Origin of the sequence: Neobacillus soli NBRC 102451 (assembly GCF_001591665.1) — a bacterium.
Lineage (GTDB): Bacteria > Bacillota > Bacilli > Bacillales > Cytobacillaceae > Neobacillus > Neobacillus soli.
Window position 1 is genome coordinate 1 of sequence record NZ_BCVI01000068.1, and the last position, 16,859, is coordinate 16,859.

General features: G+C 40.0%; 18 protein-coding genes and 1 pseudogene. 5 read left to right on the top strand and 14 right to left on the bottom strand.

The features are described 5' to 3' along the window. Both BSO02S_RS22645 and BSO02S_RS22650 read left to right on the top strand, forming a co-directional pair. A pseudogene (locus BSO02S_RS22645) lies at positions 1-288 on the top strand (hypothetical protein); the annotation flags it as partial. A gap of 3 nt (positions 289-291) precedes the next feature. Then, complete coding sequence (locus tag BSO02S_RS22650; RefSeq protein ID WP_066073031.1) at positions 292-576, top strand: hypothetical protein; 285 nt, start codon at positions 292-294, stop codon at positions 574-576. A gap of 74 nt (positions 577-650) precedes the next feature. Here the strand turns inward: BSO02S_RS22650 and BSO02S_RS22655 are convergent, their stop codons facing one another. After that, positions 651-899 carry a hypothetical protein gene (locus BSO02S_RS22655; protein ID WP_066073035.1) on the bottom strand — a complete coding sequence of 83 codons (249 nt, stop codon included), beginning with the start codon at positions 897-899 and terminating at the stop codon, positions 651-653. Between the two features lie 443 nt (positions 900-1,342). Here BSO02S_RS22655 and BSO02S_RS22660 point away from each other — a divergent pair, with 443 nt between their 5' ends. Then, the gene (locus BSO02S_RS22660; RefSeq protein ID WP_066073039.1) at positions 1,343-2,140 is read left to right on the top strand and encodes an AIM24 family protein; all 798 of its coding nucleotides are present in this window, start codon (positions 1,343-1,345) and stop codon (positions 2,138-2,140) included. A gap of 259 nt (positions 2,141-2,399) precedes the next feature. Here BSO02S_RS22660 and psiE read toward each other — a convergent pair whose 3' ends face one another. Then, positions 2,400-2,855 (bottom strand): phosphate-starvation-inducible protein PsiE, encoded by a 456-nt coding sequence (psiE, locus tag BSO02S_RS22665; protein ID WP_066073042.1) that lies wholly within the window; start codon positions 2,853-2,855, stop codon positions 2,400-2,402. Positions 2,856-3,210: 355 nt separating this feature from the next. On the opposite strand from psiE, the gene BSO02S_RS22670 reads away from it, so the two are divergent. Further along, positions 3,211-4,497, top strand: coding sequence for an NCS2 family permease (locus BSO02S_RS22670; protein ID WP_066073045.1), 1,287 nt, complete (start codon positions 3,211-3,213; stop codon positions 4,495-4,497). Positions 4,498-4,866: 369 nt separating this feature from the next. Beyond that, a complete protein-coding gene (locus BSO02S_RS22675; protein WP_066073049.1) occupies positions 4,867-5,388 on the top strand; it encodes a type 1 glutamine amidotransferase domain-containing protein in 522 nt (173 codons plus the stop codon). A gap of 279 nt (positions 5,389-5,667) precedes the next feature. On the opposite strand, the gene BSO02S_RS22680 is transcribed toward BSO02S_RS22675, so the two are convergent. The 12 genes from BSO02S_RS22680 to BSO02S_RS22735 all read right to left on the bottom strand — a co-directional run bounded on the left by BSO02S_RS22680 (position 5,668) and on the right by BSO02S_RS22735 (position 16,841). Next, positions 5,668-6,345, bottom strand: a complete 678-nt coding sequence (locus BSO02S_RS22680; RefSeq protein ID WP_066073052.1) for an AlkZ-related protein — start codon at positions 6,343-6,345, stop codon at positions 5,668-5,670. A gap of 126 nt (positions 6,346-6,471) precedes the next feature. Continuing rightward, positions 6,472-7,473 carry an SPFH domain-containing protein gene (locus BSO02S_RS22685; protein WP_066073056.1) on the bottom strand — a complete coding sequence of 334 codons (1,002 nt, stop codon included), beginning with the start codon at positions 7,471-7,473 and terminating at the stop codon, positions 6,472-6,474. Between the two features lie 42 nt (positions 7,474-7,515). Further along, positions 7,516-8,382, bottom strand: a complete 867-nt coding sequence (locus BSO02S_RS22690) for a TPM domain-containing protein (protein WP_235846985.1) — start codon at positions 8,380-8,382, stop codon at positions 7,516-7,518. Then, positions 8,379-9,407, bottom strand: a complete 1,029-nt coding sequence (locus BSO02S_RS22695) for a TFIIB-type zinc ribbon-containing protein (RefSeq protein ID WP_066073062.1) — start codon at positions 9,405-9,407, stop codon at positions 8,379-8,381. Before BSO02S_RS22695 ends, BSO02S_RS22690 begins: the two co-directional genes overlap by 4 nt. Before the next feature lie 88 nt (positions 9,408-9,495). After that, positions 9,496-10,179, bottom strand: a complete 684-nt coding sequence (locus BSO02S_RS22700) for a PspA/IM30 family protein (protein WP_066073065.1) — start codon at positions 10,177-10,179, stop codon at positions 9,496-9,498. Between the two features lie 782 nt (positions 10,180-10,961). Continuing rightward, positions 10,962-11,285 (bottom strand): hypothetical protein, encoded by a 324-nt coding sequence (locus tag BSO02S_RS22705; protein WP_066073068.1) that lies wholly within the window; start codon positions 11,283-11,285, stop codon positions 10,962-10,964. Between the two features lie 426 nt (positions 11,286-11,711). Further along, complete coding sequence (locus tag BSO02S_RS22710; RefSeq protein WP_066073071.1) at positions 11,712-12,929, bottom strand: TerD family protein; 1,218 nt, start codon at positions 12,927-12,929, stop codon at positions 11,712-11,714. An 82-nt stretch (positions 12,930-13,011) separates the two neighbouring features. Next, positions 13,012-13,452 (bottom strand): YaiI/YqxD family protein, encoded by a 441-nt coding sequence (locus BSO02S_RS22715; protein WP_066073074.1) that lies wholly within the window; start codon positions 13,450-13,452, stop codon positions 13,012-13,014. Positions 13,453-13,605: 153 nt separating this feature from the next. Next, the gene (locus BSO02S_RS22720) at positions 13,606-14,334 is read right to left on the bottom strand and encodes an amino acid ABC transporter ATP-binding protein (RefSeq protein WP_169802790.1); all 729 of its coding nucleotides are present in this window, start codon (positions 14,332-14,334) and stop codon (positions 13,606-13,608) included. 27 nt (positions 14,335-14,361) lie between these two features. Then, positions 14,362-15,027, bottom strand: coding sequence for an amino acid ABC transporter permease (locus BSO02S_RS22725; protein WP_066073079.1), 666 nt, complete (start codon positions 15,025-15,027; stop codon positions 14,362-14,364). A 22-nt stretch (positions 15,028-15,049) separates the two neighbouring features. Next, positions 15,050-15,832, bottom strand: a complete 783-nt coding sequence (locus BSO02S_RS22730) for a transporter substrate-binding domain-containing protein (RefSeq protein WP_066073081.1) — start codon at positions 15,830-15,832, stop codon at positions 15,050-15,052. A 367-nt stretch (positions 15,833-16,199) separates the two neighbouring features. After that, complete coding sequence (locus tag BSO02S_RS22735; protein ID WP_066073084.1) at positions 16,200-16,841, bottom strand: NAD(P)-dependent oxidoreductase; 642 nt, start codon at positions 16,839-16,841, stop codon at positions 16,200-16,202. Positions 16,842-16,859 lie beyond the last annotated feature (18 nt).

Below are 16,859 nucleotides of genomic sequence, written 5' to 3' on the forward strand. Positions count from 1 at the left end.
GACGCTAGGGCGCTGGGGCTGGATAATTCTCAAAGTCGAAATTTTATAGTTTCTTATCACTTAAAGAAAGGAAAGGAGATCCTGCATATGATTGAAATGACATTCGGGAATATTACCGTAGACCAACTGAAAACAGCTGCCGGTATTTTCATTGGTGACAAAAACCGACACAAACATTTTTCTTGTGAAACGACGATAAACGAAGCAGTTGGAACCTTGTCTGGAAATGAAAATAAGTTAACCTATAATTGTTGGGTGAAAAACAAAGAAACATGGGAGGCTGAATAATTCATGTCTTCCCCCATTTTATCCCCGACCTTTCATATCGGGACCATCAAAATCGGGACCATTGAAGAGGCTTCTTGCTTTAGTATAGGAAACAATTTTATCGAAGACTTCAAGAGCAGAAAAAAACATAACCAGGGCTTAGGTAATATCCACGGAGATCGGAACACCTTTGATCATGCTACTGCCTCATTAACCAATTACGAGCGCGTCCCGAAGAAAAAGAAAGAAATCAAACAAGAACAAATGGAAGAAAAAGCCCAACAAAAAAAAACAACAAACCCCAGTTAAAATAAGGGTTTGTTGTTTTTTTCTTCAATCCAGAACTGGCCAAAAGAAATATTTTGGGGAATATCGCTTAAATATTATACATTTGGACCAAAATTTGGTTTAATATCATTGTCAAAGATTGCCCCGTCAATAACCTCATAGCTATCTAGATTATTGGCTAAGTTTCCGGCCATCACATTTCCAAATCCATAAATACCCCCAAAGCCTAAATTATATTTTCTATTGGCGTCCATCCCGGTAACAATTGATTCTCCAATAAAGATGGCTGAGCTGGGCTGTGGAGAGTTAACATTAAATATTCCTAAATTAATGACTGAAGGCACTCCATAGTCCTCCCCTTTTTTCTCATTCTTTTCTGTAATCCATCTTATGTTTTAAATTTACTTCTGTGACGCGGGGACTTTGGACAGCTTTCTTTCACTTTTTTTCAGGTTTGGGTTCCACTTTCCATATCCACCGATTGTTATTTTTCTATTTTATTTTTTGAGGTGCCCCGAATTTTGTCGAAGTATAAAAAAAGCACCAGGCACCACAACAAAGATTGTTGGCATTGTATATTTCCATTCCTCCATGAAAAATGGATCTTCTTATACTATAATACAAGATATAGGGAGGTTTTTCCCTTCATCTCTGAGTGGAGTCTAATCACTATACATTTTGAACTGTTGTAGGTTCTCCTTTTTTCTCTTGAAAACTTAGGCAGACCAAAGTTTGGAATGATGAAATTTACTCAAAATATATAAAAAGTGAAAAAGGAGAAATTGAGATGTCTGAAGCATATCAAGTGGTTAGTTTTGTCGAAAATCAAAATATAAAAATTGAGGTTTTAGAATATCAGAGTTTAGGCGGGAATGATAATTTTTCTGTTGCCGAAAAGCTATATTTTGCGCAAAAATCAAATATTAAATTAAGACAAGTTAGGGTTACACTCAAAAACGGCTCCCTTACCGCTGAATCCGGTGCACTACAGTTTATGAAAGGGAATATTACGTTAAAAAGTTTAGGCGGAACTGGTGCAAAAGGGTTTTTAAAGGGTTTAGCCTCCAGTGTTTTAGCCAATGAATCCATGATTAAACCGCAATACCAAGGCAGCGGTATTATTTACTTAGAACCAAGTTTTAAACACTATATGATAGTAGAACTTAATAACGATGAAATCATTGCGGATAAAGGTCTTTTTTATTGCTGTGAATCGAGCGTTTCTGTTTCTGTTCAGGCAATGAAAAATGTTTCCTCTGCCATTGCTGGCGGTGAAGGATTATTTCAAACAAAAGTATCTGGAAGCGGATTTTGTCTATTTGAAATCCCTGTTCCGGAAGAGGAACTAGTGGAGTTTGAACTTCAAAATGAAATGGTTCAAGTGGACGGGAATTTCACGCTTTTCCGGCTCGGAAACATTGATTTTACCGTTGAAAAATCAACAAAAAGCATTTTCGGCTCTGTTGCTTCCGGCGAAGGTCTGCTCCAAACATTTAGAGGTACCGGGAAAGTTATTATCGCACCGACATTACCCGTTTATGAAAAGTTAAGTCATATTTTTAACCCAGCTCCATCATCAAAATAAAAAACTTAGAACGGTGCCAGTCCCCAGTGTGATAAAGCATTACCGCATCGGGTGTCAGGCACCAACTTTCGATATCACCCAATTTTTCTTTTATCTAAAGTTATTTATAATTTTTCTGCCAAGAAATGATATAGGTCATAACCTGTGTTAAAGGAAGGAGTGTACATACAAGGATGGCAGACCCCTGGCGAAAAATATTCTTGATTCCTCATCCTCCAAATAAAAGATTTCTGCCCCCCCTAGTGTGCTCTTTTTATGTTTACTTTCCCTTATTATTTTTAAAGGACCAATGCTTATCAGGTCGTTCACGTGGAGTTATATTGATAATGAAATAACCGATAATGAGGATTAAAATGACAAGCGAATAAATCAATGTATCGATTGGGTGATCGTGATTAACAATGATTAATCTGACCATTGCTGTGATACCAATGTAGAGAAAATATCTAATTGGGAAATGATATTCTTCTTTAAAGTATTTAACAATCATAGAAATAAACTCAAAATATAAAAAGAACAAAAGAATATTGTCAAAAAAAAGTTTATAGTCATGGCTGCCATCTGAAATTAAAATATCAGCGAAAATGATGATTTCCTTCACTAATAAAATCGATAAAATAATCGCCAGCAATACGAGAGTAAAATTTAAAAATTTTTGAAGAATCTTAGGGATTAGGCGTAAAATAGAACTTAGACTTTTTTTCATCATATCCATACAAACCTTCCTCTCATCATATAAGATTTAGTTCTCCTCCTATGCAATTTCATTATTATTGTGTTTATCTTATTTTTTATTTTTAGAAAAGACAATCGAATTTACGAAACCTTTAGATTGCTTTAATTAGAACTTTTTATTTCCTAATAGATTAACAAGGCACAAAATAGACCAACTCCCATTGCTGTGTGCTAGTCCTACAATAGGACAGTGTAGTCACATTCAGGAGTTTCAATACAAATGAAAGACTTGTACCAGCCATTTTACGTGTTATAATATTTACCGGCATAAGTTAAAATAAACTATTTACTTAATGCGGGTGGGAGAGGGAGCAACGCGAAAGTGTGATTAACATATGAAGGGAGCATTCAAACTTAAGCAGCACAATACAAATTTGAAAAAGGAGGTTCTAGCGGGGTTAACATCGTTTTTTTCCATTGTCTATATTATTGCCGTTAACGCAAATATCCTCCAGGATGCAGGGATACCACTTGAAGCTGGGATTATTGCAACAGTTCTATCATCGCTAATTGGATGTTTATTAGTTGCGTTTATCGCAAACGCCCCACTAATCATCGTGCCTGGAATGGGCATTAATGCCTTATTTACCTATACAATTGTAGGTTCAATGGGCCTGAATTATATGGAAGCATTAGGGGCCGTTGTATTGGCCGGTATCCTCTTCGTTATTGTCGCCTTTTCAAAATTATCGACAATTATTTCAACGGCGATTCCGCATTCTTTAAAGGAATCGATTACCGTTGGAATTGGCCTATTTATAGCCTTTATTGGCTTACAAAAGAGCGGAATTATTGTCGGGAACTCAACCAATTTTGTTGCGCTAGGTAATTTATCGACGCCGCTAGTGCTAGCTTCCATTATCAACCTGATTATCACCCTCTTTTTATTTTTAAAGAAGATTCCGGGGAACTTTTTAATTAGTGTCATTTTAGGTACGGTTGTATCCTATTTCTTTGGACTTGTTCATTTTTCGGCAATAGATACCGGCTTTGTATCTTTCAAAGAATACAAGTATGTATTTTTAAGTGCGGATATCGGAAAAATAGATGCCTTTTCGTTATGGACCGCTGCCTTTTCACTGTTTTTAGTGCTCGTGTTTGAAAATATCGGCCTGCTGCATTCCCAAGTAAACGGAATGCTTCAAGCACCTGAAAAAAACGGGAAATCATTAAAAGCCATTTCTATTTCTACCATTGTTTGCGGACTTTTTGGCACAAGTCCTGCTGTTTCGACAGTTGAAACCGCAGCAGGTATTACAGCAGGCGGAAGAACAGGATTAACCGCTGTTATAACAGGTTTATTATTCCTGTTATCCCTTTTCTTCATGCCCTTTATCAAATTGGTGCCTAACACCGCCATTGCACCAATCTTGATTATTATCGGAGGCTTAATGCTGACCAATGTAGTAAATATTGATTTTAGCGATTTTTCCGAAGCATTTCCTGCCTTTCTCGTTATTATCATGATTCCGTTAACCTACAGCATTGTTGACGGTATTGCATTCGGTTTTATCGCATACCCGCTGGTAAAGCTTTTTACAAACAAACAGAACGAGCTTTCCCTACCGATATTTATTATATCCATCCTCTTTTTAACGAATTTCATGCTTCATTCAGTCTGATTGGCACCAAGAGTGGGAAGAGGGACAGGTTCCTCTTCCCACTAAAAAATAGAAGTCTCTTCAATCATTAGGTGTAAGTAGGTATCCCGACTTTAGAAGCTTCACCAGTATCAAGCATTACGGCATGCCAATTTGCCGATAGCAATACCCCTTGCCCTCTAATCCCCGAATCGCCCGCTTAATCGTAATCTCCGACCAAAACGGCAGCCGCTTCTGCTAATCCATCTGACCAGATTGATCCCTTGCAACAAGTAAGCAGCAGTATTTCCAGTAAGATGTCATAGTCTGTACATATTTTCCATTTACCCGTTTGAACCATTGTAATGAAGGGTACTTTAATCTTTAGTCTTAGATTAGGAGTTGATTGTTATGAGCAAAAAAATTGCTGTTTTAGTAACGGATCATTTTGAGGATTCCGAATATGCTGAGCCGGTTCAGTCCTTTAAGGAAAAGGGCCATAAAATAACCGCAATTGAAATGGAAAAGGGAAAAACAGTGAAGGGGAAGCAGGGAGAAAGTGAAGTGGTCATTGATGAAAGTATTGATGATGTCTCTCCAGAAAACTTTGATGCGCTCTTCATTCCTGGAGGTTTTTCACCAGATATCCTTCGTGCGGACGAGCGTTTTGTGCGTTTTGCTAAAGCATTTATGGATGCTAAAAAGCCCGTATTTGCCATTTGCCATGGACCCCAGCTGCTAATCACTGCTGAGACGCTTGAAGGGCGTGATGTAACAGGCTATAAATCTATTCAAGTCGATTTAAAGAATGCAGGCGGCAATTTGCATGATAAAGAAGTAGTTGTATGCCAGAACCAGCTAGTCACCAGCAGACAGCCGGATGACATACCAGCCTTTGTGAAAGAATGCTTGCGAATATTGGATAGCATATAGGCGGGGGGACTTCCTTCTGCCTTTTTTATATTGGCTCTCTTTTATTATTAAATCGGACTTATTGGAACCCATTCCGAGGGAAAAATCAGGATAAAGGGTTCCAATTGCGCTTATTGGAACCCGTTCCGTCGGAAAAAATCGGGAGAAAGGTATCCTATCGGGCTTATTGGAGCCCGTTCTACCAGAAAAATCAGGGTAAAGGGGTCCTATCGCGCTTATTGGAACCCGTTCCACCTGAAAAATCAGCCTGTCCGTAAAACAATTAAGCGATGAAGTCAGTTAAAACTTGAAAATTTTCCCCAAAGCTTTCATGGATTCAGGGCTGCTGATCCGGAAAAAATGGTCATGAAGTTTCCTCTTTTCCTCTTCCACATCAATGCCCGCTAGTTTAACATCGTTACTTTCCGCCCAATAATCCATGGTCTCAAATGACGTGCTGCTCCAGCCATTCTTTTCACCTAGTTCATTGGTCTTTGCCTTCGTCCCTGAGACAACGACATCCATCGACCCTTGCAATTCTAACAAGGCATGATCGAACGGCTTTTTCTTTTCTTTATCTCTCATTCCCGCTTTCGACCGTAACACTCTTGTATCAATACCTGGTTCCTCTCGAATATGACCGAACAATTCTAAAGCTTCTTTTGAAACCAGCCCATCGGCATATCGTTGTTTCAATGGACGCTGGGAACCTAAAACAGCGCTGACTAATGGAAGCAGCTCACGTGAAATCAAAACAGACTTTTTCTTGATAAACTTTCCGTATGCCGCTACGCCGTCAACCGGGAATTTTGCACGCCACATCCACGGGTCCAGCTCTGAACCGCTATGCCAATGCTCCTTTAATGTAATACTATCTAATGAGGGATAATCAGGTACTAGTTTTGCCAAAGGCAGCAAACCAATTTCCTCAATCACTTCAATGGCTTCTTCATATGTACGAATCTGGTAACTCTTCATTCATCACAGCTCCCCATTTTCTACCTACTTATCTAATTGCTAGCTTAACTAATTTTCTTCACCATTAAACTATGAAAAGTAAAAAACGCTGTTCATCCAACAGCGCCTTTCCTTGTAATTTTGGAATTAATTAAGTTTTTGCCCGCAGTTTGAACAGAAGTTGCCTTCGCCTGTTTTAGTACCGCAATTCGGGCAAAAGTTTGGTCTCTTTTGGGCGCCATCACCCGCCCCTGCCTGTGAAGAAGGCTGGGTGGTTTGCGATGGAGCAGGCTGATTTTGGGATTGTTGATTCATTTGATTCATCATTTTGCCCGCAATATTCATCCCCATCATCATCCCAGCCATATCAGATGCTGCCCCGCCTCCGCTCATTTTTCCAGAGGCCATGCCATCAGTCAATTCGATTTGCTGATATCGATCAACATTGCCAACCATTCCGTGTGAAGCATTTTTAGTAATCATGTCTTGAATCTCTTTTGGATAGCTGAAGCTCATGACCGTAAATCCAGTGATTGTCATGCCGCTTTTTATCATTTGCATATCCAAATCCTCTTGGATCCCTTTAGAAATGTCGAAGGAGTTAGCCTGAAGATTGAACATATCCTTCCCTTCCTTTGAAATCCATTTCATCAGGAGCTGGTCTAGGATCGATGTAATGCGAATTCTAACATCCTCCACCACATATTGATCCTTCACACCGGCAATTTGATCAATTAAAGCAATATAATCATCCACTTTAAAAGTAAATGTTCCATTCGCTCGAATCGGCATGCCTCCCGGAAGTCCCGGCGCTGGCATATTAATCGCGTTTTGAGTGCCCCATTTCACCACAAACTCTTTCGTGTTCACAAACAGCACTTCTACACGCATACCACTATTGAATCCAAATTTGAATCCCTTTAAGGTAGATAAGAAAGGAATGATTTGCGATTCGATATCATACTCGCCATCGTCCCGAAATACTCCTTCGATTTTTCCATTGTTAAAAAAGATCGCATCCTGACCAGGCCGAATGATCAATTTACTCCCCTTTTTTATTTCACGATTACTCCATTTATAGAAAATCATATCATCTCGAAATTCTTGCCATTCTACTACATTTGCAAATTGATTTTTAAAAAAAGACATCGATCATCTGCTCCCTTCCGTTCGCTTGAAAATAGTGATTCGTTAAAACTTACCTCTACTGCCGCTATGTGAGTGACCACCACCGGTAATTCCACCGCCTCCGCCGTTGCTCGAATTATTAGACGGTTTTTTCTGCCTTGTCACAGTTTGCCTTACATAGTTATCATACATGCTAATTACTTTAGATTGATCACTATCCATATAGGTTCGGGCGTCTACCGTCACCCTGCCGCCTGAGCGATAGGCCATAATCGCTACAACTATACCGCCCACTATGAACGAGGCAATTAATTGGAACCACCATTGGAAAAATATATTTTCCTGATTGGTCCCCGAATCGTAGCTATTGTACCCTTCCGAACTTCCACCCGTTCCATAGTCGCTAGATCCATTCGGGCTATCATTTGGCTCATTACCCATATATTCATAGGAAGTATTGATATAATCGGAAAATGCCTGAAAATAATGACCCTCTGATAAATCAGGGGTAATTTTATCGCGAATCTGATCCATGCGTCCATCATCCAAATACTGCTCCGCTTTCTTAAACCCTGCCAAATACACATCCCGTTCTTGCATGTTGATCGCTAGAATCGCTGTATTTCCATGCGGCTGGTCATAGCCGGGGGCATTATCATCATAGAAATCCTCTACATATTGGACGATGTCCTTTCCATCCGTTTCATTTAACGTGATGATGGTAAAAGCGGTCTCCCTTTCTTTGCCCAATTCACTTGCCAAAATTTGAAGTTCTGCTGCCTCTTCATCTGTTAGCAGCTTGGCATAATCATATATATACTGATTGCGATCAAATGTTTCAGCCTTAACCGACAGCCCCAGAGGCAGAAGTAGCATAAGTGTCATCAAAAAGAATAAAAGACTGCGTTTTTGCACAAAACTTCCTCTCACCAAAAACCGCCTCCCATCATATAAGAGACACATTTTAAAGCAAAGAAGGTACCAGCCGCGATGCCGCTAAACCACCCGGCAACCTTTGCAGTGCTGATTGGCGGTTTACCAACTATCTTTCCCGTCTGTCCATTCATGGCAAAGGTATGCTCAGACTTGTTGTAATCATAGCTGACCATCCATACAGGCAGTAAAACATAAAAACTGTTCACATTTCTCGTATCAATCTGTTTATTCTTTACATTTACGGAATGATAGCCTGTTAATGTTGAAGAAATATAGGACTCAATATAACCGCTGATTCTATCTTTCGCCCTTGGAAGCAGTTCTTCGTCTGTATAATTGTATTTCTCAGCAATATAGCCTGCCAAATACGGAGTTTTAAAGTCTTTTAATTGATCATAGGGGTATGGCTCTAATTTATCCATCAATCCATCATTCATTTTTTCCGATGCATCCACAGGGATCTTGATATAATCCAGGTTAATATCGCGGAAGACATCATAATACCTTGTTTCTGTATAAATATATTCACCCTGTGTATAGGTTCTGACCTTTGTACAGGCTGCATTTACTTGCACCTTACTATTTAAATCAAATAACCAAAATGGAACATAGATCCCGGTAATGCTTTTGATCCGATCAGCAGTCATGAAGCCTTTCGGAGTTAGCAGCCCTTTTCTGCACCATTTTTGAAACGCCTTCGTTGCCTCTTCCTTATTAATCGTAAAAGGAATCACCTTTCTTGGTGCAAGATGACCCGATAATCGATCGGCAATGACGACACCAGCCCCGCAATAACTGCAGCTTGTTGCGGCTGTTTCCGCTGTAGTGATAAGAACAGCTCCACAATTCTCACAATGGTACTCATTCGCCTCGTCGGCTTCAAATGAAGACGTCAGCAAGTCTTCCGGGTAATTTTCAATCGTTTCGTGCCTGCCGCAGCTTTGACAAGATAACTCGCCTGATTCCGAATCAAAGCCCATATCACTCCCGCAGCTGGGGCATTTATAATGAAGAATCATGTTTTCCGCACCTCTTTTGTATCGAGCATTTTTATAGAAGGAAGGCGTTTAAAAACTGCAGCTTAAGTAGCTGCAGCTTTGACAGACCCTAACCGTTTTTCTTCATTTTTTCCTTCAAGGCCGCTAGTTCCTTGTCAACATCAACACTCATTTTGTCATCATACTTTGCTGTTAAGTCCCCCATCTCGTCTTTCGGACCTGCATTTAGTTCCGCCATGGCATTGGCGGTGTCCAGTGCACGATTTACCTTCTCTTCCAATCGCTCAAATGCAGATATCGACTGGCCAGAATGTGCTGTCGATGCTCCAAGCTTATTCATTCGTTCCTGGGTCTTAGCCACTGACCATTTTGCTTTCAACATATTTCTGCGCGATTCCAATTCACCTATATCCGCAACAAGTTTATCATGCATTTGTTTCATTTGCAGAGAATTCGCTGAAGCCAATTGATAAGCTGCTTGCAATTCGGAAAGTTTAGCGGCCATTGATGCTTTCTTCTCGAGGAACTTCCTCGCATCTCCTTCATTCCCTGCTTCTAACGCCTTAATGGCATAACGTTCCATTTTCTCGATATCATCCTGGCATTCATCTACTTGTCGTTTTGATCGCTGCTCTTCTGCCATCACTGATGCCGTTTCCGATTTTACCTTCCCTAAATCGCTGTTAAGGTTTCTTAAGTACTGGTCAATCATTTTCTCCGGGTTTTCTGCGTTATCTAATAAAGCATTAATATTGCTCGCCATAATATCTTTAAATCTTGAAATAATACTCATATTGGAACAATCCTCCCTTAATTCTGAAACTGATAAAAACCAAATCATTACATTATACTGTTTTATTTTAGAAAAGTTTCATTTTTGGAGCCGGATTTGTAAAAAATACCTGTTGCCCAGTGTGATAAAGCGTTAGCGCATCAGGTGTTAGGCACCACAGCTATCTACTTCTTCGTTTTCCTAGATTCTGAGCAAGAATGTTGAAGTAGAGCACTTCTACTTCGACGTTTCCCTAGATTCTGAGCAAGAATATTGAAATAGAACTCTTCTACTTCGACGTTTTCCTAGATTCTGAGCAAGAATATTGAAATAGATCTCATCTACTTCGACGTTTCCCTGGATTTTGAGCGTGAATGTTGAAGTAGAGCACTTCTACTTCGATGTTTCCCTGGATTTTGAGCGTGAATGTTGAAGTAGAGCACTTCTACTTCAACGTTTCCCTGGATTTTGAGCTTGAATGTTGAAGTAGAGCACTTCTACTTCAACGTTTCCCTTGAAAAACGAAAAAAATGCCTGTCCCACTTAGTAATAGGAGGATAGGCACACTTTTTATTCATTAAATTATCACTTCTGCTTTGGCTGGCTGGCCCTGATTGAGGATTTCTATTGAAGTTATATTGGGATGTGATAGGTATGTGGAGTATTTAATTTCTTCATGTCTCATGGGATATGGAAGATATTTACGCGAAAAAATACGAAAAGAAACTATTATTATTATTATTGTCATTCCTTTGCCAAGAAGGTCCATTACAACTTCTTTACCTTTCAATGTTAACTTGATGCTAAGAAAGCCCCAATATTTTTTGAATCTTTAAGATATCTTCCTTATTTTTCCAAGTATTTTTTAATAATAGTTCAATGCTGTCTTCTTGGCTTTTTAAGTGCTCTTTATTTTCGCCTAAATCTTTAGCATTTTGAAGTTTCATTTCACTTAATTCAGCCTTATTAAATTCTTGTCCTGTCCTTAAGGCGCTTAACATTCTGCTATGCTCTTTTAAAGTTTCACCGTACTCTTTCAAAATTCCACTGTGCTCTTTCAAAGTACCTTCCAAATTATCTAGCTTACCATTCATTTGCTGAAGTAAGGCCATAATCTCCTTCTCCATGTATATCCCCCCCTTTTCATTGCCTCCATTATAACACTTTAATCATTTTCCGCACAAAGCTTTCAGCAGCTGGGAATAAGTATCCAGACCCCCAATTCGTCCATACTTTGACACACTGGGTGTCAGGCACCCACTTTCGATAATGCTTAAAAAGAAATATAAATTAGCCTTAATGAATATATATACTATACATGTCATTAACCATTTTCACATGAAAGGGGATTCACCTATGGATATTTGCATTTCTTGTGGAAGAGAATTGTCAATCATGGAGAGGAATAGGAGTGAATGTTGGGAGTGCATAGATACGACATCGGAAGCTTATTCTGAAGAAGAAGAATATTAAAATGATAATAAAACGGCCCTTTGATGCAATAATTGGAATTACCAAAAAATCTTCCCAATCAGATAGGAAGATTTTTCGCCTCAATTAAAATAATGATCATAATCCTCATCATCTTTAAATTCGATGGGGCCAACGTCCATTTTGAAGGTCCCATCAGGAAATAACAGGGGTGAAGCCTCTGAATGATCTTTGGAATACCGTTCGACATGGGCGACGTTCATTGCCCCTTGCTGGGTAAAATCAATTTGGGCTATTGCGACCCAGTAAGCATTGTCATTACGCTCAAGAAGTGGAGCGACCACGACATTCCCCATATGATTATCAACGACAGCTTTCGCTCGCATCGAATAAAAGCTGCCAACCCCATTTCCGACAGCACTGTAGGCAGCAAATAAAACATAGGCTAATTCATCGGTTTTATAGATTTCAATTGTTTCCTTACCAAATTGTTGCGCATCCCCATCTAGTTTTATATAGGGGAAATGATTAGAAGCGCCTAAATCACGGTAATATACCTTACCCGTTCGACCATTCTTCATTACGTAAAAGCAGTACAGGTCGAGGTCTTTATTGGTTTCCCACTCTAATGTAGCCGTAATCCTTTGTGACTTTTTAATATTTACGGTTTGTTTTTTCTTTAATTCAATTTTTGCCAAGTTGACAATAGGAATTGTTGGTTCCGGTGAAATAACGGGTTGCTGTGATTTGGGTTGTTTTTCAGGTATATGTATGGATGGAGCAGCTGCTGGCTGTTCTTCCTCCACATCCACACCAAATGAACCGCACAGAGCCGCAAGCCCGCCGAAATAGCCAGCACCGACTGCATTGAATTTCCATTGCCCTGAATGATGGTATAAATCACCGATGACAATCGCCGTTTCCTCTGAGAATGTGTTTGGCAAAGGGAAACGAATGATTTCCGCCCCTGTTTGCGAATCGAGAATTCTCAAACTAATATCAGAAACTTGACGGAAGGATTGATTGGGTGAATAGATGGTAAGCGAAAAGACGACTTTTTGAATTTCAGTAGGAATGTTATTAAAAACAACTTGGAATTGTTGACGACTATTATTTACACCAATTATTTTTGTTACCGAGCCGCATGTGGATGAAGGCTGTCCGTAAAAGACAAAATCGGCATCACTCCTTACCTTTCCATTCCCCGTCAATAAAAACGCTGAAGCATCGAGTTCTATAGTGGCGGCCGTATTCCAACCTAACTCCACATTTACTTTTGTTACATGTGGGTTTGTCTTGGTAACATCGGCTTTTTGTCCTTTAACCAACGAGAGAGACATCTGCAAACCTACTTTCCAATAAAATGAAGTTTTTCTATTACTTCTATTATGATGTAAAGTGTTTCCGCCAGTATGCTTATTTTTAACAAGAAATGACTTCTTTAAAAAGAGCCCTAAATTGCTCCCGATCTTCTGCTGTAAAGGGCTTTGGTCCCTTAGTACGCTTTCCGCCTTTGCGGGCCATTGCACTTAGATAACGTGTTTGTAATAATTGGTCAATGTTTTCATTTGTATAAGTAAACCCCATATGGTGAAGGACTGTACAGCCTTTTGCTAAACCTAGCGAAGCAAGACCATAATCCTGCGTAACAATGATATCCCCTGCCACCGCTAACCTCATAATTCGATAATCCGCCGCATCTGCTCCAGAATCAACATAAATGGTTTCGACTCCTGATGGTTGGTCCGCATTAGAAAAATGCGAAAAACTCGTCACAAGGATAACAGGAAGTTCCGCATATGTTCCTTCGGAGATGATAATATCTTTTACCGGACAAGCATCTGCATCAACATAGACCTTCATCTTTTTCTCTCCTAAATAAGTTCGAATTGTTAGTGATATTATTCGTAATTATAAGGCTTTTGTCAAACGATAGGAATACAAAGCTCCTGATAACTTCCACAAAAAGTAAAGAGCCTTCCCCTCGGGGGTCAGGCCCTTTTCAAAACTATTACCCTATTTCAGCATCGTAGTCCTCAAGAACTCCTTGGTGCGTTCCTCTTTTGGATGATTGAAAAATTCCTCCGGTTTTCCTAACTCGACGATTTTTCCTTCATTCATATAGACAATCCAATCGGCGACTTCTTTGGCAAAACCCATTTCATGCGTGACAACGACCATTGTCATCCCCTCTTCGGCCAGCTCCTTCATTGTCGTTAAAACCTCACCGACGAGTTCGGGATCGAGCGCCGATGTCGGCTCATCGAAAAGCATAATATCTGGCTCCATCGCGAGCGCCCTGGCAATTGCCACCCGTTGTTTTTGCCCTCCTGATAGTTTACTAGGATAAACATTAGCCTTATCCTCCAGGCCAACCTTACTGAGGAGTACTTTTGCTTCAGCGATTGCTTGATCCTTTGGTATTTTTTTTACCATGGTGGGTGCTTCAATGATATTTTCGAGAACGGTTTTGTGCGGGAACAAGTTGAAATGTTGAAACACCATCCCTACTTTTTGCCGGACCTTATTGAGGTTATGCGTGCCAGGTATAATCTCTCTCTCGCCAATGATTATTTTCCCACTATCTTTCTTTTCTAAAAAATTCAAGCAGCGAAGCAAGGTGCTTTTTCCTGACCCGCTTGCCCCTACTAAACAAACCACATCACTATCGTAAACCGTCATGTTTATATTTTTTAAGACATGTAAATCTCCAAAAGACTTATTCAAGTTGTCTATTTTAATCATTTCTTTTGCATCCAAAAATTTTCCCTCCTATCTGTCGCTTACTGCTAAACTCTTTTCAATTCGGCTAACAACAAATGTCATTAGTGCTACAAGCACTAAGTAGTAAACCGCTACGATTAGTAAATAAGTCATTTCATCAAAGTTATTGGAACCGAGCGTTGTGGCAACATTGAATAATTCATTCATTGATATAAATGCCGCTAACGAAGAATCCTTTAATCCGATGATAAACTGGTTACCTAAAGGCGGCAGGGCACGGCGAAAGGCCTGTGGGAGAATAATCCGTCTTAACGTCAGAGCTTTTGTCATACCAAGTGAGCGGCCGGCCTCCATTTGCCCTTTGTCGACAGACTGGATGGTTCCGCGAAATATCTCGGCTATATATGCGCCGTTATGAAGGGCCAGGGCTAGCGAAGCGGCCCAAAAGTCAGGGAGCAAAAAGATGCCGCTTAAACCGAAATACAAGATGAAAATTTGGACAATCAGCGGAGTTCCCCGCACCAGGTATACGTATGTATCAGAAATAAACCCTGCTATTTTGAATTTGGATATTTTTAAAAGGGCAAAGAAGAGTCCGATGACGATTCCGATTAATATTGATACCACCGTCAGCTTTAAGGTTAAGAGCAGGGCATTGAGAAATAGCCCTTTTGTTTCGGCAAGTATATGAAGAAAATGTGCTAAACTTGGCAAAAAATCGACTTCCTTTCTATTTTTATTCAGGCTTTTTGGTAATGTCTTCACCAAAATACTTTTTGCTAATACGGGATAATGTCCCATCTTTTCGAAGTTGTTCAAGCGCTTCGTTTACACGTTTTAATAATTGGGGGTTATCCTGCGGAATAACGACTGCCTGTTCACTGCGTTCAATTAATTGCTGGCCCTTAATTTTAAAACCTTCCTTTGCTGCGCTTTTTCCCGTCACAAAATCTGTGATAACAGCATCATGGCGTCCGGTGCTTAACGCCTTTAAAGCGGTGATGTCGCTATCGTATGTTTTGATATTGTCCGTAAACTTTGCGGCTGTATCGGAATAAGTCGAACCCTTCGCTACAGCAACCTCTTTTCCGGCTAAATCTTTAACCGTCTTAATGTTGCTGTCTGGTCTGGTGAAAATTTGCGGACCTGAATAGTAATAAGGCGTAGTGAACGAAACATGCTTGCTCCGCTGTGGATTGATGGTGTGGCTGGCAACTGCGGCATCCGCACGCCCTGTTTTTATCCCTTCGACAATTCCTTTGAATTTCATCCGTTTCTGAATGGGCTTGAGGCCAAGCTCTTTTGCAATGGCTTCGCCAACCTCCACATCAAAGCCTGTCATTGTGAGATCATCGTTCATATAACTAAATGGCTTAAACTCACCGGATGCCGCAAAAATAAATTGATTCTTATGTATCAGCTCGGTCCCATCCGTTAACTTATCTTTTTCTGCACATGCAGAAAGCAGGCTGACAATCGTGAAAAATAATGGCAGAATGAACTTTTTGTTAACCCTCATGCTGGATATCAATCTCCTTTCTTCAGTAGGCGAAATTAGGTGAAGCAGACAACTTGTGTCATTTGCTCTATTGGTTGGTTACCCTCTTTTTCGCAAGGCTAAACCCCATCCATTGGTATTGATTTTTGAACACGAAAAGAGGAGCCTCTTGGGCTCCTCTTTTCGTGTTTTATGTAGAAATTATTATCTGCTTTTTCGCTGTGAACAAGCTCTGCTCTTGGGTTGTTAGAATACGTAGCACTAAAATAACCACCTCGCTATTAATGACGACGGGGTGGTTTTTCTTTTTGACTATACTCTTTTTTTATACTTAATAACTCGCTTGTATAAGACTTGGTTGTGGGGTTAAAAACTAGATCAAAAGCCTTTATTCTGCTTCTGAAACTAGCGTAAATCGTTCATTTATGTGTTGTGGGTTTTCAATTTCATCTATGACAGCGATGGCGAAATCTGGATAGCTTACATAGCTTTGGCCTTGTGCATTTACCATGATATGATCTTTCCCTTGTTGATAAGCACCCGTTCTTTTGCCTTCAGGATTAAAGAACGCTGATGGGCTGATAAACGTCCATTTAATGTCCGTCGCTTTTTGCAAATCCTCAAGGTTTTTACCTTGATTTGATGCAGTTGGATAAAACTCTTTCGGGAAATCAGGAGTATCCATGACACGAATGGTTTTGGCTTCATCCGCAAACAGACTTCCTGCTCCACCAACAACGATTAATCTTGTTTGAGGTGCGCCTTTCATTGCCTCGATTAATACTCTGCCGGCCTCCACATGAAGATGCTCTTGCCCAGGTGCCGCACCAAATGCATTGACAACAACGTCGAATTCTTTCACGTCATCAGCTTTTAAGTCAAAAACATCTTTTTCCAATACAGCTGCCTGTTGATTTTGAAGTTTAGCAGCGTTTCGAACAATCGCTGTTACCTTATGGTCTCTTTCAAGCGCTTCTTCAAGGATGAAGCTTCCCGCTTTTCCACTTGCTCCAATAATAGCTATTTTCATTTTTATTCTCCTCCATTA